The 18698-nt window shown below is 69.9% G+C and carries 18 protein-coding genes; 7 read left to right on the plus strand and 11 right to left on the minus strand.

What is annotated here, in order from left to right:
• Positions 1–19: 19 nt before the first annotated feature.
• Positions 20–259, minus strand: a complete 240-nt coding sequence (locus B0I29_RS42650; protein ID WP_111654883.1) for a hypothetical protein — start codon at positions 257–259, stop codon at positions 20–22.
• Positions 260–478: 219 nt separating this feature from the next.
• On the opposite strand from B0I29_RS42650, the gene B0I29_RS42655 reads away from it, so the two are divergent.
• Positions 479–1708 carry an MFS transporter gene (locus tag B0I29_RS42655; protein WP_111654884.1) on the plus strand — a complete coding sequence of 410 codons (1230 nt, stop codon included), beginning with the start codon at positions 479–481 and terminating at the stop codon, positions 1706–1708.
• Between the two features lie 91 nt (positions 1709–1799).
• Here the strand turns inward: B0I29_RS42655 and B0I29_RS42660 are convergent, their stop codons facing one another.
• The 4 genes from B0I29_RS42660 to B0I29_RS42675 all read right to left on the minus strand — a co-directional run bounded on the left by B0I29_RS42660 (position 1800) and on the right by B0I29_RS42675 (position 7238).
• Positions 1800–4889, minus strand: coding sequence for an FG-GAP-like repeat-containing protein (locus B0I29_RS42660; protein ID WP_111654885.1), 3090 nt, complete (start codon positions 4887–4889; stop codon positions 1800–1802).
• Between the two features lie 95 nt (positions 4890–4984).
• Positions 4985–5758: a calcium-binding protein gene (locus B0I29_RS42665; protein ID WP_111654922.1), complete on the minus strand. Its 774-nt coding sequence runs from the start codon at positions 5756–5758 to the stop codon at positions 4985–4987.
• Between the two features lie 80 nt (positions 5759–5838).
• Positions 5839–6459, minus strand: coding sequence for an NAD(P)-dependent oxidoreductase (locus B0I29_RS42670; RefSeq protein ID WP_111654886.1), 621 nt, complete (start codon positions 6457–6459; stop codon positions 5839–5841).
• Positions 6460–6461: 2 nt separating this feature from the next.
• The gene (locus B0I29_RS42675; RefSeq protein WP_111654887.1) at positions 6462–7238 is read right to left on the minus strand and encodes an inositol monophosphatase family protein; all 777 of its coding nucleotides are present in this window, start codon (positions 7236–7238) and stop codon (positions 6462–6464) included.
• A gap of 66 nt (positions 7239–7304) precedes the next feature.
• On the opposite strand from B0I29_RS42675, the gene B0I29_RS42680 reads away from it, so the two are divergent.
• A complete protein-coding gene (locus tag B0I29_RS42680; protein WP_111654888.1) occupies positions 7305–8198 on the plus strand; it encodes a LysR family transcriptional regulator in 894 nt (297 codons plus the stop codon).
• Between the two features lie 6 nt (positions 8199–8204).
• Here the strand turns inward: B0I29_RS42680 and B0I29_RS42685 are convergent, their stop codons facing one another.
• The 5 genes from B0I29_RS42685 to B0I29_RS42705 form a co-directional block, all read right to left on the minus strand.
• A complete protein-coding gene (locus B0I29_RS42685; protein ID WP_245973184.1) occupies positions 8205–9215 on the minus strand; it encodes a glycoside hydrolase family 5 protein in 1011 nt (336 codons plus the stop codon).
• A 161-nt stretch (positions 9216–9376) separates the two neighbouring features.
• A complete protein-coding gene (locus B0I29_RS47650; RefSeq protein WP_111654889.1) occupies positions 9377–10111 on the minus strand; it encodes a calcium-binding protein in 735 nt (244 codons plus the stop codon).
• A 70-nt stretch (positions 10112–10181) separates the two neighbouring features.
• Positions 10182–10658: an alpha/beta fold hydrolase gene (locus B0I29_RS42695; RefSeq protein WP_245973185.1), complete on the minus strand. Its 477-nt coding sequence runs from the start codon at positions 10656–10658 to the stop codon at positions 10182–10184.
• 285 nt (positions 10659–10943) lie between these two features.
• Positions 10944–11648, minus strand: a complete 705-nt coding sequence (locus tag B0I29_RS42700) for a PP2C family protein-serine/threonine phosphatase (RefSeq protein WP_111654890.1) — start codon at positions 11646–11648, stop codon at positions 10944–10946.
• Positions 11649–11710: 62 nt separating this feature from the next.
• Positions 11711–11953, minus strand: coding sequence for a hypothetical protein (locus tag B0I29_RS42705; RefSeq protein ID WP_146617083.1), 243 nt, complete (start codon positions 11951–11953; stop codon positions 11711–11713).
• An 80-nt stretch (positions 11954–12033) separates the two neighbouring features.
• Here B0I29_RS42705 and B0I29_RS42710 point away from each other — a divergent pair, with 80 nt between their 5' ends.
• From B0I29_RS42710 to B0I29_RS42730, 5 genes are all read left to right on the plus strand, one after another.
• Entirely contained in the window at positions 12034–12786 is a 753-nt protein-coding gene (locus B0I29_RS42710; RefSeq protein ID WP_181558263.1) for a hypothetical protein, read from the plus strand.
• Positions 12787–13417: 631 nt separating this feature from the next.
• Positions 13418–14098: a glycosyltransferase family 2 protein gene (locus B0I29_RS42715; protein ID WP_245973186.1), complete on the plus strand. Its 681-nt coding sequence runs from the start codon at positions 13418–13420 to the stop codon at positions 14096–14098.
• Complete coding sequence (locus tag B0I29_RS42720) at positions 14098–15261, plus strand: glycosyltransferase family 2 protein (protein WP_111654894.1); 1164 nt, start codon at positions 14098–14100, stop codon at positions 15259–15261. Before B0I29_RS42715 ends, B0I29_RS42720 begins: the two co-directional genes overlap by 1 nt.
• A complete protein-coding gene (locus B0I29_RS42725) occupies positions 15254–16123 on the plus strand; it encodes a glycosyltransferase family 2 protein (protein WP_111654895.1) in 870 nt (289 codons plus the stop codon). The genes B0I29_RS42720 and B0I29_RS42725 overlap by 8 nt, the downstream gene beginning before the upstream one ends.
• Complete coding sequence (locus B0I29_RS42730; RefSeq protein ID WP_111654896.1) at positions 16120–16863, plus strand: polysaccharide deacetylase family protein; 744 nt, start codon at positions 16120–16122, stop codon at positions 16861–16863. The genes B0I29_RS42725 and B0I29_RS42730 overlap by 4 nt, the downstream gene beginning before the upstream one ends.
• On the opposite strand, the gene B0I29_RS42735 is transcribed toward B0I29_RS42730, so the two are convergent.
• Positions 16812–18683: a hypothetical protein gene (locus tag B0I29_RS42735; protein ID WP_111654897.1), complete on the minus strand. Its 1872-nt coding sequence runs from the start codon at positions 18681–18683 to the stop codon at positions 16812–16814. The genes B0I29_RS42730 and B0I29_RS42735 overlap by 52 nt on opposite strands.
• Positions 18684–18698 lie beyond the last annotated feature (15 nt).

Here is an 18698-nt window from a genome sequence, read left to right on the forward strand (position 1 = left end):
CCGAGACCGGACCCGGAGTTCAGATCGGGTCGACCGCGACCATGGACAGGGTCACCCTGCCGTCCAGCACCCAGGGCAGCCGGGACATCGAGCGTTGCGCCTCGCCGTCGTCGCCGGCCTCCACGATCAGGTAGAACGCCTGGCCGTCCGCACGCCGCCAGGCGTTGATGATCACCCGCTCGTCCTGGAGCTCCCTCCAGGACGGGCCGGCGGCATCGACCGTCCGCATCGACGCCGGATCGGCCAGCGCCGCTGTCACATGGAAATACAACCGGACTCCGTCCGTTGCGAGACCGACAAGCGCCGGTCCGTTGTGACGCCTGACTCACCCACGAGTAGAGCATGGTGACAAATCACCGTCGATCGCTTGAACACGTGACCCTCCCACGAGGTCCCCGCCGCTGGAAGCACCGCATTCATGTGATGTGCCGCCTGGTGCTCGCCGATCTGATGGAGCACGCCGACGAGAGGGGCCGAGATGCGCGGCGTGTTCTGGATCGCCACCGGGGTGGCGGGTGCGGGCCTGTGGACCAGTGCCGCACCATCGCTGGTCTATCCGCTGTACGGCCGGCAGTGGCACCTGAGCACGACGGTGACCACCTCACTGTTCGCGGTCTTCCCGATCGCGCTCATCGTGGTGCTGATCTTCGCCGCGGATCTGCCGGACCGGATCGGGCACCGCTCGACGATCCAGCTCGGACTCGCGGCCTCGCTGGCCGGCGCCGTCATGTTCGCGCTCGCTCCGTCGATCGGCTGGGTCTTCGCCGCTCGGGCACTGACCGGGGCCGGAGTGGCCCTGTCGATGGGCCCCGCCACCGCGGTCCAGGTGGAGAACGCCGGGGCCGGCCGCCCCGGCCGGGCGAGCACGGCCAACACCGTCGCCACCGCGATCGGGGTGACCGCCTCCGCCCTGATCGGCGGCGTTCTCATCGAATACGCGCCACACCCGGCACGGCTCACCTTCGTCGTACTCGCCGCCGTGATCGCGCTCCTGCTGCTGCTCACCGGGATGCTGCCCCGCCACGATGATCGCCGACCGGCCGTACCCGCCTGGCGGCCGGCCCGGTTCACCATCGAGCCCGGCCGGCGCCGCCCGGTGCTGCTTGCCGTCGCGGTGGTCGCGGCCAGCTACGCCATCGGCGCGCTGATGTTCTCGCTCGGCGCGCAGATCGGCCACGCCCTGATCGGCTCCTCCGACGCGGTCGTACTGGGTGCGACGATCGCCCTGTTCGCTGTCGTCATCGCCGGCGTCGCCGTCCTCGCCCGGAACCTGCCCGCCCGGCCGGCCGTCACCGCCGGCGCCGGGGTCGCGGTGGCCGGGCTGGCCACGCTGATCGCCGCCGCGACGGCGCAGTCGCTCGTTCTGTTCTTCGGGGCCGCCGCTTTGCTCGGCGGCGGTTACAGCCTGCTGTTCCTCGGCGGGCTGTCGCTGGTGAGCGCACTGACCACGGCGTCGACCCGGGCGTCCGCATTCTCGGTCATGTACCTGCTGGCGTACCTGGCCCAGGCGGTCACCGCGCCCGCCCTCGGCGTGGTCGCCGGCCACGCCGGGCTTCGAACCGCGGTCGTGGCCGGCGCCATCGTGCTGAGCGTCGTCGCGGTGGTGGCGGCGACGGCGGCGGTGCGCCGGTCCAGCGCGGACGACAGGCGCCCACCCGCGGACGCCTTCGCCACACCACTCGCCGTCGACCCCGAGCCAGGCACCTGACCATCAAAGAGGCGACTGCCCGGAAAACCGGCCCGGGCAGTGAACCGTATGCGACATCGCGCCTTCGAACGGCGTCACCTGCCCGGCCGGCTCAGCCCATGTTGAGCCAGGCCTGGGTGGCGCCGGTCGTCGGGTCCACCTCCAGGTAATCGGCGCGGGCGTCGGCGTTGATGTCGGCGAACTGGATGCGGTGGCCGGCCACCAGGACGCCGGACGCGACAGTGCCCTGCGGGGTCCAGTACCACTCGCCGGTCTTGGGGCCGCCGTTCGCCCACAGGTCAACGGCACTGTTGCTGCGCACGACGACGAAGTCGGCGCGGCCGTCGCCGGTCAGGTCCGCGAACCGGACGTCGCCACCGGCGGCGCCTACTCCCCCGGCGATCGTGCCCTGCGGAATCCAGTAGTAGTCACCACCGGCCGGATTCGCGCCACCGTTGAGCCACGCCCGCACCGAGCTGTCGTCGCCCACGACGATGAAGTCGGCACGCCGATCGCCGTCGAGATCAGCGAACCGGACGCTGCTACCGGCAGCACCTACCCCGATCGCGATCGTGCCCTGCGGCGTCCAGTAGTAGTCACCACCGGCCGGATTCGCGCCACCGTTGAGCCATGCCCGTACCGAACTGTTCTCACCCACGACGATGTAATCAGCACGCCGATCACCATTGAGATCAGCGAACCGGACGCTGCTACCGGCAGCACCTACCCCGACCGCGATCGTCCCCTGCGGAATCCAGAAGTAGTCACCACCGGCCGGATTCGCACCGCCGTTGAGCCACGCCTGTACCGAGCTGTCGTTGTTGACCTGGAGGTAGTCGGCCCGGCGGTCGCCGTCGATGTCGGCGAACACGACCCGGCTGGAGTTGCCGACCGTGATCGAGCCCAGCGGCAGCCAGGGGAAGCTCCCGTTGCCGGTGCTGGCATTGCGCCACATCCGGGTATCGCCGGTGAAGTGGTTGACCGCGAGATAGTCGGCCTTGCCGTCACCGTCGATGTCGGCGAGGCGGACCTGGTTGCTCGTGACGCCGACGCCGCTGGCGACCGTGCCCGCCGGGTACCACGCCCACCCGTTGCTGCCACGCCCGCCGTTGATCCAGGCCCGGATCGACCCGTCGTCGGCGAGGACGAGGTAGTCGGCCCGGCGGTCACCGTCGAGATCGGCGAACCGGATGCGATCGCCGGACGCGCCGACGCCGCTCGCGGCGATCTCGGGCTTCTCGAAAGGCCCGACGCCGCCGAAGGCGAGGTTGATCGCCACCTCGACCGAGCCGTCGGACCGGACGTGCACGTGGTCACCGTGCCCGTCGCCGTCGAAGTCCGCGTACAGATACTGGGTATCCGACTCGACCGCGTAACCGCCCCGGTGATCGCTGAAGAGACGGCCGTCGGCACGGTAGATGGACTGCATCATCGCGTCCACGTCAAGCCGCACCATCTCGGCGACGCCGTCCGCATTCATGTCGGGGAAATGCCATCTCGCGGGACCGGACCTGCCCGTGGTGACCGCCCGGTGCGAGGTCCAGGCGACCGTGCCGTCCGGCGCGACACCACCGTTGATCCACTGATCGATGACACCGCTGGTGTGGGTGAGCAGATAGTCGGCCCGGCCGTCGGCGTTGATGTCCGCGAAGTGCACGTCGTCGCCGACCGATGTGGAGAGACTTCCGGGGTACGAGCCACCGGTCGCCGTTCCGACCGCCACGACACCCTGCGGCGACCAGCCGCGCACCGGGCCACCGGCCGGGTTGCCGCCCGGCTCTCCGGAGGGCGGGGTGATCCAGCCCGCGGCACCGACCGACTGCAGGCCCTCGGCGAACACGTCGGCCATCTTGCGGTACCCGTTGTCGTTGGGGTGCAGCAGATCGGCCAGGTCAGCGGTCGTCACCGGGTCCATGTCGACGAGCCACACCCGCCGCCCGGCGTTCTGCCGCTGTGCGACCACGCCCGGCAGACTGTTGTTGAAGTCGAAGATCCGCCCCTCGACGGCCGGGTCGACCGCCGGGACCAGCGTGGACACCAGCAACGTCACGTCGGGCTGGGTACGAAAGATCTGGTCGATCAGCGAACCGAGCCGGCCGGGCGCCCCAGCGGCGTCGGCGTTCTCGTTCATGTCATTGGTGCCGATGTGCAGCAGCACGACATTCGGTTTGTACGTGGTGAGCGCATTGTCGGTGATCCCGGCGATGTCGGCGATCTTCCACGCGGGGTAGCCCTCGTTGTCGGCGTCCGGGATGTTGCCGTACCGCCGGGAACCGACGTAGTCGACGGTGGTGCCGTTCTGCCGCAGCTCGTCCCAGAGCGGCCCGCGGTAGGCGCCGATGGTGGTGTTCGCGCCGTAGGTGATCGAGTCACCCAGCGGCATGATCCGCAACGGGGTCGGCTCGGCCTGCGCCCGCATCGCCCCGATCGCGACCGCGTAGTGATCGCTGGACGCCCCGGGAACGGTCATCACCGGATGACCGGGAAGGTTCTCCGAGGACAGCGCCCAGTCGAGTTCGCCGCCGCTCTGCTGCGTCGCCGTCCCGGGGTGGTACCAGTAGGAACCGGCCGGGGCGAAGAACGACCGGGGTGCCACGTTGAAGTCGCCCAGCATGGTCCACTGCCGGCCGGGGACCAGGTTGACGAAGGTGGCGATCTGCTGCGCCATGGCGGCGGAGTCGTTGGGTACGCCTCCCATAGCCTGACCGTGGAAGGTGAAGTACCAGTTGTTGTCGTACCGGACGCCGAGCGCGTTGCGGCCGTTCGGGTTCTGCACGACGGTGACCTGATCGGCCGGCCGCTGCGTCACGAGGGCGACGTTGGTCCGGCCGCCCGTGTGGGTGCCGCCGTTCGCGTCGGTCTGCAGGAAGTAGACCTCGTACGACTCCTGGCCGAACCGCCACCGGTTGTGCTGGATGTATCCGGACCGCCCCGGTGCGCCGGCGTTGAACGTGTAGTTCGCGACCATGGTGCCCGGCGGGGTGGGTCCCACCTCCTGGAGCGCGACGATCTCCGCGGCCCGGGCGTAGGCGCCCACCGTGGTCGTCCATTTGCTGTCGCCGCCGGACGTCGATCCCTGCATGTTGTAGGTGATCAGCGGCGTGCTGCTCATCGGCGCGGCGGACGCCGGCCCCGCTGTCACGGCGACGGCCGTCGAACAGATCAGTACGGCGAGCAGTGCCCGCGTCGCCCAGCTCGTCATACGGAGTCCTCTGTGGAGGTTTGATGATCGAGCGCACTCTATACGGCAAGCGCCCGGCCGCCGATGATCGGCGGCCGGGCATCCCGTCAAAAAAATTACTGGGTGAGCGTGTCGGTGCCGGCGCCGCCGACCAGCTTGTCCTTGCCGGAGCCGCCGGCCAGGTTGTCGTTGCCGGCGTTGCCGTACAGGCTGTCGTTGCCGTACCCACCGAGCAGGTAGTCGTTGCCGGTGCCGCCGTGGATGACGTCGTCGCTGTCCGGCGCGTCGCCGTCGAGGACGCCGCCGATCAGGTCGTCGTTGCCGGCGTCGCCGTAGATCTTGTCCTTGCCCGGGCCGCCCTCGACGTAGTCGTTGCCGCGGCCGGCGCGGATGGTGTCGTTACCCAGGCTGCCCTGCAGGTTGTCGGCGCCGCCGTAGCCGTAGATCTTGTCGTTGCCCGCGCCGCCGAAGAGGGTGTCGGCGCCGGAGCCACCGCGCAGGACGTCCTTGCCGGTGCCACCCTCGGCGAACAGGGCAATCCCGGTCTTGTTGGTGACGGTGTCGTTCTTGTTGCCGAGCGTGACGCTCAGCTCGGTCGGCTTCTTCGCCGTGGTGCACTTGACCTTGGTCTTGTCACCCTTGACCGCTTTGCAGCCCTTGCCCGCCTTGATGGCGACCTTGTCGTTCAGCGTCACGGTGCGCCCGGAGACCGTGATGACCAGCGAGTTGACCTGTCCGGCAGCGGCGGCGAACCGTACGGTCGTGTTGCTCTCACCCAGAACCTCGGCCTTGGCGGCCGTGGCGGCCTGCGCCGGTGAGGCGAAGAAAGCGGTCGCGAGACCGGCCGCCACACCGATCGCGGCAAGCTTCTTACGGTCGAGACTGAACATGGGATCCCCCGTCTGCGCTGGTGTTATGGAGATCCTATGAGGATGTGAGCGCTGCTCGTCTCCTGCTTTCGTGTCACCTCTCAGGCGCGTTCCAGCGGGAGGGCGATCATGCCCGGGAAAGCCGCGTCCTCGGCTTCGTCGAGCATCGCGGCCGCCACGGTCGCCCGGCTCACCCGCGCGGGGAAGAAACGCCGCGGCGCCTCGGCGAGGCCGACCGTGCGCCGGGTCGAGCTGAGCGGCCCGTTCGACAGCGGACCCGCGTGGAACACCGTTCCCCCTGCGGCCAGAACGGCCGCGTCGGCGGCGACCTTGTCGCCCAGCTCGGCGCCCATCAGTTTCAGCAGCGTCCGGGTGGCGGCGCCGGCCGCTGCGGCGGACGGTCCCGTACCGAAGGCGCCGAGCCAGATGACACGTTGCGGCGCGGCGGCGACGACGGCCCGCGCCCCGGCGGTGAGCGCACCCGGCTTGGCGCCACGGGCGTTGCCGAGCCCGGACAGCACGACCTTCTGACCGGCCAGAGCAGCCGCGATCGAGTGCGGGACGCGTACATCTGCAGCCACGCGGAGGAGCCGCGGCGAATCCGCAAGGGTGAGGCGATCGGGGTTGCGCGCGACGGCGGTGACCGTGTGGCCGCGGGCGAGGGCCTGGCGGGTGAGTTCGAGACCGGTCGCACCGGAGGCCGCGAGAATGGTGAGTTCCATCGTCAGCGTCCGGAGCGCAGGATGTCGAGGGCCTCGGCGTGCAGACCCGGCGCGGCGGCCAGATAGCCGTCGCTGGTGATCTCCCACGGCTTGCCGTCGAGATCGGTCACGGTCGCGCCGGCCTCACGCGCGATCAGCACCGGCGCGATGTGCGAGCGCAGGTTGTCGAACTGCCAGTGCAGATCCATCCGACCGGCCGCGACCTGCGTGAGCTGGTGACTGACCGGCACCGACACCCGGACATAGAGGGCGTGTCGCATCATCGCCGCGACGGCCTCACCCACCCGCGCCGCATGCGCCGGATCACGGTCAGGCTTCGCCTGCCCGGTCCCCGCCAGCGCCACTGCCAGGTCACTCTTTCCCGAGACCTTCATGGGTACGTGATTAGCGTGCGCCCCGTGACCCGCCACAGCGGTGAACGTCTCGCCGGGCACCGGTGCGTGCACGACCGCGAGGGCGGGCCGGCCCTCGCGGACCAGGCTGACGCCGATGTTCCAGTCGGGCATGCCGTAGACGGCGTTGAGGTTACCGCCGACCGGGTCGACGACCCACCAGTCACCATCGGACATCGGGCCGGAGCCGTGCTCGTCGGTGTTCCAGCCGGAGCCGGGCAGCGCGGCGGTCAGGGCCGGCCGGAGCACGTCGGTGACGGCGTCGTCGTTGGCCCGGAGCGCGGCCATCAAAGCCTCGGCGGTCGCGGGCTTCACGTCGATGCTGGGCAGGCGTTTCGCGGCTTCGTGGACGGCGGTGGTCACGGTTTCGAGCAGGTCGTCGGTCATGTGTCCAGCTTCGAGTCAGGCCACGATTAAGTCCAGTGCACTCTTGCTAAGCTAGGATTTACCACCATGCACTTGGATTTGAATCTGCTGACGGTGCTCGACGCACTTCTCGAGGAGGGCAGCGTCCTCGGCGCGGCCGAGCGGTTGCGGCTCTCCTCGCCCGCCGTCAGCCGGTCGCTGGGTCGCATCCGGCGGCTGACCGGCGACGACATCCTGGTGCGGACCGGCCGCACGATGACCCCGACGCCGTACGCACTGGGCGTCCGCGAGCAGGTCAGCGAACTCGTGCGGCAGGCGAGCGACGTGCTCACCCCGAGCCGGCGCCTGGACCTGACCGAGCTCGACCGCACCTTCACACTGCAGTGCCACGACGCCCTCGCCACCACGCTGGCGCCGCCGCTGCTGAACGCCATCGCGACGCTCGCCCCGAACGTGCGCCTGCGTTTCCTGGCCGAGCCCGCCTCCGACACCGACGACCTGCGCCACGGCCGCATCGACCTGGCGATCGGCGCGACCGCACCCGACCTGCCAGAGTTCCGCAGCGAGGTGCTCGGTCACGACCGGGTGGTCGCGATCCTGCGCCGCGACCATCCGTACGCGGGCCGGCTCGATCTGGCCGCGTACGCCGCCCAGCCGCACATCCTGGTGTCACGCCGCGGCCGGCTGACCGACCCGGTCGACGACATCCTGGAATCCCACGGCCTGCACCGGCGGGTCCTCGCCTCGGTCGGCACGGCGGCGAGCGCGATGCTCATCATCAGTCGCAGCGACGCCGTGCTTACCGCACCGGAGGCGACATGGCGTCCGCTGATCGAGGCGTTCGGCCTGCGTACCGAAGCCTTGCCATTCCCGGCGCCGGCACCGCCGATGATCTGCAGCTGGCATCAGCGCTACGACACCGACGCCGCACACGGCTGGCTGCGGGCGCGGGTGCGTGAGGTGCTGGCCGCGGTCGATTAGCGTCCTTCACAGTCCCCAGCCGTACCGGATGCGGTCCCGGCCGGACGTGTTGCGGACGGTCAGGTTCAGGTTGGTGCCGCTGCCGCTGAGCGCGAACATCGAGTAGTAGTCGAATCCGGAGCTGCCGGTGGGCTTGCCGCCGATGGCGGGCCAATAGCTGCCACCCATCTGGTTGTCCCGCATGACCTGGGTGACGGCGCGGATGTGACGCACGAAGTTGTCGGTGCTGTTCGCGTCGGCGTAATTGAGGCCGGTGGACATCGGCGCGCCGTATTCGGTCACCACCGCCCGGGAGGCGCAGTTACCGAGACGGGTCTGTACGTGGCTGCGGAAGGCGTCGTAGGTCATCGCGCTGTAGAAGAACGCGTAGTGGTGGAATGACAGCAACGTCGCGGAGAATCGGCTGTCGTTGCACACGTCGCGCAGGTCCTGGCTGTAACCGGTCCCGCCGATGAGCACCCGGGCCGGCACCGCCGAGTAGTGGTAGCTGAGCCAGTTCGCCGCCACCGTGCGCCAGTCCGCCGAGGTGTAGCCGTGCGGTTCGTTCATCGGCTCGAAGTAGACGTTGGTGTTCGATCCGTAGGTATAGGTGACCTTGGACCACATCGTGTTCCACGCGGCGATGTTCGTGATCCGGCCACCGGAGGCGGCGCCGTCCTCCCAATACGCCAGGATGACCTTGAAGCCGCGGGCGGTGGCGGCGTCGATCGCGCCCCGGTAGGCCTCCCACCAGGTTGTACCGACCGTGTGGGTGTTGATCGGCAGCCGGACGGTGTTCACGCCGATGGCGGCCATGCTGTTGTAGACCGCATTGGCTTTCGCCCGCACCGTCGCGTTGCTGTCGGACTGACTCAAGCCCTGAACGACCAGGGGGCCGGTGCTGAAGTTGTCGCCGAGGACAGCCCAGTTCATCCCCCGGAATTGGCTGGTGGCGGCAGCGGCGGGCGACGAGCCGGCGACCGCGCCGCCCAGTGCGGTCAGCGCGATCACCACGGTGATCGACAGCAGGCGCCTCATGGCATTTTCGATCATTGGACCGAGCCCTCCGTCCGTCACATGTTACGACGACGTTTCGGGCTGATGTTATCGTTCACATTTGCGCTGTCAAGCAGGGAAATCGCGTTTAAGGCTATGACCAGCGTCAATGTCTTTGGCGGTATTGCCGGCGGTAGTTACGGTCAGTTCTTCTCGCAGCCGGTGGTGAGGGCCAGGACGAGCACGATGCACCGGTCGCCGGCCGCGGTGTTCGAGCCACCGTTGAGCAGGTCGGTCACCTCGTCGAACTCGTCGTAGTCGCCGGGGTTGTCGTTGCCGTCGAGATAGTCGTCGCCGGCGCCGCCGTACATCTTGTCGACGCCGCGGTGGCCCAGCAGCGTGTCGTTCCCACCGTTGCCGTAGATCTTGTCGTTGCCCGTCCCGCCGTCGAGAGCGTCGTTGCCGCCGCGACCCTTGAGCACGTCTCTGCCGGAGTGGCCGGCGAGCCGGTCGCGGCGGGGGCCGCCGGTGAGCTTGTCGTTGCCGGTGCCACCGTCCGCGGTGATCGGCAGGTCGGTGCTGTTGACGATCGTGTCGTTGCGGTCGTAGGCGTAGACCCGCAGCCGGGTCGGCGCGGCGGCGCCTTCCGGCGTACAGAAGGCCTTGGTCTTGTCGCCTTTGACTCGCCTGCAACCGGCCCCGACCGTGATGGCGACCCGATCGTCGACCGTGATCGTGGCGCCCTTGCGGGTCAGCGTGATCGTGCTCTGCTTCCCCTTGGCCGCTTTGTACTCGACGACCGTGCCGTCGACGACAGCGAGCAGCCCGGCCTTGCCGGCGGCGTGCACCGGCAAGGCACCCACGGCGAGCGACGCGGTGACGGCGAGGGTCGCGCTCAAGGTCACAGCGGCACGCAGCCGCCACGATGCCGCTGGCATAGGGATCCTTCCGGTCGGGTCTTCCCAGTGCCCGCAGCATAGAACGCGTTGCAAAGTCCGAAGTGGATGGCTAGTTCGCCTTGGTGGTGGCCTCCCGGATGAGGTCGACGAGGGCGGCCGCCTCGGGGATGGCGACGGTGTGCGAGCCACCGGCCAGTTCCACGGTGTGGCGGGAACCGGCTCGTTCGGCCATGAAGCGGTGCGCGGCGACCGGGATGTTGAGGTCTTCGCTGCCGAACAGGAACCAGGACGGCAGCGACTGCCAGGCCGGCTCGCCGGAGGCCTCGTTCAGAGCGGCGTCGGTGATCGGCCGCTGGGTCACCGCCATCACAGCCGCGAGCTCCGGCGACGAGTCGGCCGCGAACTGGTGGTGATAGCGGCCCTGCTGGATGTAGAGGTCGGTGCCACCGCCGGGCAGCCCGACCGGTGCCAGCGCCTCCCCGAGCGTGCTGCCGGGGAACTTCCCGGACAGCTCGACGGCGCTCTCCCCCGCGACCGGGGCGAACGCTCCGACGAAGACCAGCCCGGTGACGTTCGTGCCCGCCACGGCCACGTTGGAGATTCGGCGAAGGCGCCGTGGACGAGGACGATCGTCGGCTTGCCGGGAGTGGTCGTGGTGATGGTCATGTGGATTCCTCCGGTTGTGGGTTCGAACTGAAACCATCGTCGGGCGGATCGGCCGCCCGGTCCTAAGTCAGTCGACTGACCCATTCACTACGCGGCCAGGACCTGCGGCAACGGGCGGCGGAGGGCCACAACGGTGGGCAGCACCGCTGCCGCCGGCGTGAGCACCACGCCGCACACGGTAACCACCGCGATCGAGCCCAGGCCGTCAGCGATCCGCCGCCGGTACGCGGATCGCGATCATCGCGATGTCGTCGGTCTGCTCGGTGTCCGATCCGGCCGCGGTCAGCACGTCGGCCAGGCTGCCATGGGCGCTCGCCGCGAGGCGGCGGTTCAGCCGTGCGATCCCGTCGTCGAGGCTGTGGCCGCGGCGTTCGACAAGGCCGTCGGTGTAGAGCAGCACGGTGGCGCCGGGCGGCAGGGCGCAGGTCCAGGTGTGCCGGCGCGCGTACTGGCGGACGCCGATCAGGATGTCGTGGCCGCTCAGCGTCCGTACCCGGCCGTCTCGGCAGATCAGCACCGGCGGCGGGTGGCCCGCGTTGGACCAGCGCAGCCGGTGTCTTCCGTCGATGGTGTCGAGCGCGGCGACGACCGCGGTGGCGACGGACGGATCGCCGAGCCGGTGATTGGCCGCGTCGAGCCGTCGCAACAGGGCGGAGGGGGACTCGTCGCGGTCCACCGCGTACGCCCGCAACATGCTCCGCAACTGGCTCATCCGCGCCGCCGCCGCCATGTCGTGCCCCGCCACGTCGCCGATCATCGCGGTCAGCCTGCCGCTGATGCCGGGCACCGCGTCGTACCAGTCGCCGCCCACCGCGTTCGCCCTGTCGGCCGGCAGATAGTGGGCGGCGACCTGGTACGGGTCGACCGCCGGCAGTATTTGGGTGCGGTGGGTGAGAGTCGGCGCGGTCATGGCTGCTCCTGATCGTGGTGGTCAGCTGAACACCATCGTGGAGGTCCGCGCGGCCGTTGCCATCAGTCAACTGACTCGCGGCTCCGGTAAGAGCAGCCGGAGTCGTACGCCTCAGCCGCCACCCAGGACCCGGAGCTGTTCCTGGCCGAGTCCCCCGGCACCGAGTCCGACATCGAGATCCGTGGCACGGCTGTCGCCGCCACCCCGGCCGGCCCGGGCCAGCCGGAACAGGTGGCGTACACCGCACCCGCGGACGGCTGCGTCGGCGTCGTGGTGATCAACAGGGCGGGAGTCGGGACGTACACGGTGACCCGGTCCTGACCGATCGGTTCCGGTGGGCCCGATTGGCCCACCGGAACCGCGCCACTCCCGGGAGCGTCCCAGAGTGATGAGCCGACGACCGCTGATGTACGCCGCTCCGGCCCTGCTGCTCCTGATCTTCGCCTGTGGTTCCGGCGAACCGCCGCGCCCACCGGCGGACCCGGCGACCGCGATCCTGGTGGTGAACCGGTCACCCGGCCTGCCCACCACCGCCGAGCAGTGGACGCTGCCGGATTTCACGCTCTACGGCGACGGCACCGCCGTGCTTCCGGGAGAGACCCGCGGTGCCCTGCTGACCGGGGTACGGCGCACCGTCACAGCGGAGCGGATCGCCGAGTGGTACCGGACGGCGCAGCGGGCCGGGCTGTTCACCGGCCGCACCCACGACCGCGCAATCGCCGACGCCGGGGCGCTCACCGTGCGCATCACCGACGACGCAGGCACCCACGAGACCGTCGTGGCCGGGCCGGAACAGGATGAAAGTGGGCTCCGCGGCGAGGTGATCGCGTTCGCCGAGACGGTGATGGCCGGCGGTACCGACGCGGGCGAGTACCGGCCACAGCGCTACGCGGTACTCGTCACGGGCGCTTCCGACGGCCAGGGCCCGGCCCGGCCATGGCCGCTCACCGTGCCGCTGGCACAGATCAACGGGGCGCCGTCGGAGCCGTGCCAGGTGCTGCCCCCTGAGGAGGCGGAACCGCTGATGCCGGAGTTCGCCGGCGCCGGCCCGGACACCCGTTGGGAGTCCCAGGGCCAGCGGGTGTCGTTGATGATGCGGCCCCTGCTGCCGGACGAACACACCTGCGCCGACCTCTGACCACAAGCGCACCGGACGAGGACCTGGACCGCCTCGAAGCGTTCACCTACCTGACCGTCCCGGAACGGGCCTCCTACCTCGCCATCATGCGGCTCTTCACCGCCTCGCTGATGACCGACCTCTCCTGGGGAAACCTCCTACCCAGCTCGCACACGATCCGCGTGAAGAGCATCGAGGAGTAACAGCAGGCGAGATCGCGATATCAAGCCGCGGTCCGAACGCCAGCAGGTGAGCACCGGCGCCCGGACCGCCTCCACGGTACGGGCGAAGACGTCGACCGGGCTGCGAACCTCAGTGACCCGGGTACCGGCCAGCCGTACGAAGTCGCCTTCCCGGTCAAGACCGGCCTCAAGCCGCGAAGCTCCCCACCCGCTGACCTGGCCCACCATCTGTTCATCACGTCCCGGGTCTGCAAGGACCGGTGCGGCGCCATCGTCAGGCTCGAGCCATCCAGAGCACACTCACCGCCCCGGCGTGCCGGCCCATAACGCCACGGATCTGCGTGTAGAGCACCGGCGGCTCGGACTCTGCGAGTCCGTTCCAAGCCCAAGACCGCTGCGCGCCACGCCGGCGTGGTTCACGAGCGCCTCTACCTCTGTACTGTGGGCTGACACTTACCGCAGGAGAGCGCGTGGTTCAAGGAGCACCGCAGGTCACCGTGCTCCTTCCTGCTCGCAACGAAGCCGCCAACCTCGGCTGGGTGCTGCAGCGGATGCCGTCGTTCGTCGACGAGGTCGTGCTGATCGACGGCGATTCGCACGATGAAACCGCCGACCTGGCGGTTCGCCACCGGCCCGACATCCGGGTCGTCCACCAGGGTGACGGCCTCGGCAAGGGCAGCGGCGTCCGGGCCGGGTTGCGTGCCGGGGCCGGCGACATCCTGGTGGTGATGGATGCCGACGGCAGCATGTCGCCGGACGAGATCCGGGCGCTGATCGGGCCGCTCCATCGCGGATACGACCTGGTGAAGGGCTCGCGATTCCGGCCGGGCGGCGGATCGCACGACATCACGCCGTGGCGGCGGCTGGGCAACCGGCTACTGCTGACGGTGCTGAACGCACTTTACGCCACCCGCCACACCGACCTCTGCTACGGCTTCTGGGCGGTCCGGCGGGAGGCTCTCGACCGGCTGCCGCTCACCGCGGACGGGTTCGAGATCGAGGCGGAGGTGATTGTCCGGGCGGTCCGGGCCGGGCTGCGGATCGCCGAAGTCCCGAGCGTCGAGCTGGCGCGGCGCAGCGGACGGTCGCATCTGCGCAGCATCCCGGACGGCTGGCGGGTGCTGCGGGTGCTGCTGCGGGTGCCGGTCTGATGGCTACGCTGGTCGGCGACGTCCGCCTGGAGGACCCGGTTGCGGTCGGACCGTCGCCCGGGCACGACTCGGCGCGGCTATTGGTCTGGTCGGGGGACACACCACTCGGCGAGATCCGGCTGCCGTTGCCGGTCACCGGCCTGACCGGAGCGGACCTCGTCGCGGCGGTGCGGGCACAGCTCGGCGCACGACCGTCCGTTTCTTCTCCGGGTGGGGCGCCGGTCACCCGTACCCTGATCAGTGTCGTCGTGGCCAGCCACGAACGCACCGCAAGTCTTCTCCGCTGCCTGGACTCCCTGCAACGGCTGCGGCACCAGCCGAGCGAGGTGATCGTCGTCGACAGCGCTCCCGCGTCGGACCGCACCGCGCAGGCCCTCGCCGATCGTGTGGGCGGCGTTCCGCTGCGCTACCTGCGCACCGACCGGCCAGGCGTAGCCCATGCGCACAACCTCGCGCTCGCCCGGGTACGCACCGACATCGTGGCGTTCACCGACGACGACGTGATCGTCCATCCGAACTGGACGGCCGCGCTCGGCGGCGCGTTCACCGACGACGACATCGTCTGCGCCACCGGGCTCATCCTGCCCGCCGAGCTCGATACACCGGCCCAGCAGCTGATAGAAGACCTTGGGGGCTACGCGCGCGGCTTCGAGCGACGGAGGCTCTCGACGGCAGCGCCGCCGCCGGACCCGCTGTTCCCGTTCACCGTGGGTCGCCTCGGCTCCGGCGCGAACATGGCGTTCCGCACCGACTGGCTGCGCGGACGAGGTGGGTTCGACGCCGCCATCGGCACCGGCACCCCGGCGCGCGGTGGTGACGACCTGGCCGCCTTCGCCGACGTGCTCCTCGATGGGCGCGTCCTCGTCTATGAACCCGGCGCGGTGGTCCGGCATGTCCATCGCCGCGAGCTCGGCGAGCTGCGCAAGATCATTCACAGCTATGGGTACGGTCTGAGCGCCTACCTATTGTCGACCATCGCGTGCCGTCCGCAAGCGTTGCCGATGATGCTGCGCCGGGGAGCGGGCGCCGTACGCTACCTGGCCGCACCGGCGTCACCGAGGAATCGCGGAAAGGGTCCCGGGCTCACCCTTCTCGAGCTGGCCGGGGTGCTGGCCGGCCCGTGGGGCTACTTGCGCAGCCGGTGGCGGTATCGCGATGGCTGAGCTGCGCGTCTCGGTGGTCGTCTGCACCTATTCGATGAGCCGGTGGGAGTCGCTGCGGGCGTCGGTGGCGTCTGTGGAGGCGTTGTCGCCCTTCGAGATCATCGTGGTGGTCGATCACTGCCCTGAGCTGGCGGATCGGTGTCACCGATCTTTCTCGGTCATGGTGTTGGAGAGCTCCGAGCCGCCCGGGTTGTCGGGCGCCCGCAACGCCGGGGTGCGCGCCTGCGCCGGTGACGTGGTCGCGTTCGTGGACGACGACGCGGTTGTCGACCGCCAGTGGCTGTCCTTGCTTATTCGTTCATATAGTGATGAGTCGGTTTCCGGGGTAGGTGGCTGCGTCGAGCCGATGTGGAACGGCGGGCGTCCGGCATGGTTTCCGCCGGAATTCGACTGGGTCGTCGGGTGCAGCCACAGTGGAATGCCACGGGAGCTGGCGGCGGTGCGGAACTTGATCGGGACGAACATGTCGTTCCGGACCTCGGTCCTGCGAGAGTCGGGCGGGTTCCGGACCTCGCTGGGACGCCGGGGTGACCGGCTGCTCTTCGGTGAAGAGACCGAGCTCTGCATTCGGATCGGCGGCACCCTGCTCTACGATCCCCGGGCACGGGTACGGCACCACGTGCCCGTCGCGCGGCAGACGGTCCGCTACTTCGTGACTCGCTGCTTCGGCGAAGGGCTGTCGAAAGCGCGGATCACCCGGCTGGTCGGCGCCGGACGCGGCCTCGCCGACGAGCGGGCCCACGTCCGTCGGACCCTGCCCCGCGCCCTGGCCCGTGCCACCCCGGCCCGGTTCGCGGCGATCCTTGGCGGACTCGCCGTCACCGCGCTCGGCTACGCGGCCGGCCTGGCGAGCCGCCGATGATCCCGGTGCTGCTCTATCACTCGGTCAGCGAGGCCTCGTCGCCGTTCGCAATCACCGACGCCGTCTTTCGGGAGCATCTGCGGATCATCGTGGCGTCCGGGCGTACGCCGATGACAGTCTCCGAGCTGTTCGCCGGGGACGGCCCGAAGCCGGAGCGGCCGGTCGTCGTCACCGTCGACGACGGGTTCACCGACACGGCCACGGTGGCTGGCCCGTTGCTCGCAGAGCATCGGATCCCGGCGACCGTCTACGTGACGACCGCCTTCCTCGGCGGCCGGAACCGTCTGGACCGGGCCGGCGTGCGTGACCTGCACGCGATGGGTCACGAAATCGGCGGGCACTCGGTCCACCACCGGGAACTGGACGTGCTGCCTGCCCGGCAGGCCCACGCCGAGGTCATCGGCTGCCGCGACACGCTGCGGGATCTTCTAGGCGTGCCGGTCCACTCGTTCGCCTACCCGTACGGATACGCCAGCGCCCGTGTCCGGCGGTTGGTCGCCGCGGCGGGTCACACGACGGCCTGCGCTGTCCGCGACACCCATGCCACCGCGGCCGAGCCGCCGTACGCCGTCAGCCGCCTCACCGTCCGAGCCACCACGGACACGGATCGGCTGCGCGGCTGGCTCGACGGCACGATCCGCCCGCAGGCGTGGGCGCGTGACGGCCTCGCCGTCCGTGGCTGGCGGGCCTACCGGGCGGTTAGGACACGAGCCTCGCCCTGGCGGAAGACCTCGGTGTAGCCGTTGGCGAGCAGCCGTTCGGCCCAGTCCGGCGGCCCGTTGCCGGCGAGCCGGGCGTGGGCGACCTGCCCCTCGGTGATGAGAATCCAGTCGGGACGCAGGATCAGCGCGCAGTCGGTCTGGTCGCCCGGGGTCAGGCAGCGGTCGTCGTCCAGCAGGAAGCTCGACCTCGGCCCGGCCGGCCCGAGCCGGCTGTACGGCGAGAAGCCGCTGTACTGCGCCAGTGAGGCGGTCGCCGGCACGTGCTCACCGACGTATGCGGAGGCCGCCACGTCGGCGGGTGTGACCCGTTCGAACGGCTGATTGGCGCCGCGAGACGCGATCGACGCGACGGCGGCGAGCACGAGGATGCAGGCCGTCGCGACCCGGTGCACCGGGATCAGCGACGCTGCCAGCACCGCCGTCGCGGGCAGCGAGAACAGGAACGCCCGTAGCATCACCTCCCCGCCATAGCTGTTGAGTGCCACCAGAATAAACGGCGCGACCGCGAGCCCGGCCAGGACGAGCTGCCGAGGTCTGGTGAGAGCGGCCGCGGCCGCCGCCAGGAGGTAGGCGGCGCTGACGGTTACGCGCAGAAGCTGCATCCGCACGTGCTCCGGCGTCCCGTCGATGCGGACGAACACTGCCAACCGCAGCGTCTCACGCAGCCGGCCGATGTCACCGAGGATCTCGCCCGGGTTCCGGCGGGAGAATTCAGCGGCTCCCACCACTACCCAGCCGGCGAACAACACACCCACTACGATGGCGAGGCCCCGATGCCGCAGCCGGCCGGCCACCTGCAGCACAAGCAGCCAGAGGACGAGGACCACCGGCGTCAGCTGGTGCGTGATTACCACGGCGCCAGTCATGAGCAGCACGAACGCCTCGACGGCCACCGGTACGCGGCGTCCGAGTCCGGGCCGTGCCGCCGCGACGGGGATCCACCGCCGCCATCCCGCGCCGGGCACGCCGGGGGAGCCCGCGGTCAGCCACAGCAGCAGGCTCACCGCCGAGACCGCGAGCACCAGCGCCACCGCCTGCGGGGACAGGTAGTCCTGCTGGTACCAGTTGCCGAGCAGGAACAGCAGCGGCGCTAGGTACGCAGCCCGGCGGTCCCGCAGCAGCACCCGTGCCATCAGCAGAACGGGTGGCGCCATCAGCAGGTTGAGTACGATCGGCGTGGGTGCCAGGAGGGACATCGCACTTGGCAGTCCGGCCGCATCAGTCAGATTCGCCGAGGCGGCGAAGAAGGCCGGCCAGCTGAATCTGGCGTCGAAGTAGGGCACCACGTCGCCGTATACCGCGATGTAGTCGACGAAGGACGCGATTGTCCAGGCCACGGGTGGGAACGGCTCCGGCTCGATGGCGGCCGGGAATCCAAACAGGACGACGGCAAAGCCGACCAGCCCTTTCGGCCCCAGCACGGACAGAACGGCCAGCGCCAGCAGCAGCGGGATCGGGACCACCGAGATGAGGCCGTACCCGTTCATCTCGGCCGGATCGGTGACCGCTATCGCCCAGGCGAAGAGCCCGCCCGCGACGAGCAGCGCCACGGGCGTGCACCGACCCGGTCGCCAAGCGGCCACACGTGGCCGGTCACGCCACCAGCGGACCGCGAGGAGGACCGCGCCGATGAGGGCGATCGGCACGAGCGCCGTAGCCGTACTGAGCAGGCCCATCCGGAGCAGCACGTAACTGGCCACCAGATTCGTGGCCAGAGATACGCCGACGGCAAGCACCAGCGTCGCGAGACGGTCCGGCAGGCGCAGCAGCATCGCGGCCGGCAGGCCCGGCATCAGAAGGAAGAACGCGACCGCCAGCAGTGTGATCAGCAAGTCCACGCTCTCTCCGGAGAG

It is taken from the genome of Actinoplanes lutulentus, assembly GCF_003259845.1.
GTDB lineage: Bacteria > Actinomycetota > Actinomycetes > Mycobacteriales > Micromonosporaceae > Actinoplanes > Actinoplanes lutulentus.